This is a genomic window from Chryseobacterium sp. UF-290 (genome assembly GCF_058245615.1).
In genome coordinates this window covers 1-266 of record NZ_JBSICB010000051.1, presented here as the reverse complement: position 1 = coordinate 266, position 266 = coordinate 1, and the positions used below count along the sequence as shown (strand labels likewise).

The 266-nt window shown below is 62.8% G+C and carries 1 protein-coding gene; it reads right to left on the bottom strand.

Annotation, left to right across the window (positions count from 1 at the left end; translation table 11 throughout):
- Positions 1 to 266: hypothetical protein (locus AC4IF5_RS20455; protein WP_490737800.1), on the bottom strand; the 266-nt coding region annotated here is incomplete at both ends.

Below are 266 nucleotides of genomic sequence, written 5' to 3'. Positions count from 1 at the left end.
CCTTGAAGTGCGCCAGCTCGTGCACGACGATCATCTTCAAAAACTCCGGCGCGGCGTCCTTGAACAGCGAGGCGATGCGGATCTCTTTCTTGGCCTTGAGCTTGCCGCCCTGCACCCGCGAGACCGTGGTGTGCAGGCCGAGGGCGCGATGGGTCAGGTCGAGGCGGTTGTCGAACAGCACCTTGTCAATGGCCGGGGCGTTGCGCAGGTATTCCTGCTTCAGGTCCAGCGCGTAGCCGTACAACGCCTTGTCGCTCTGCACATCG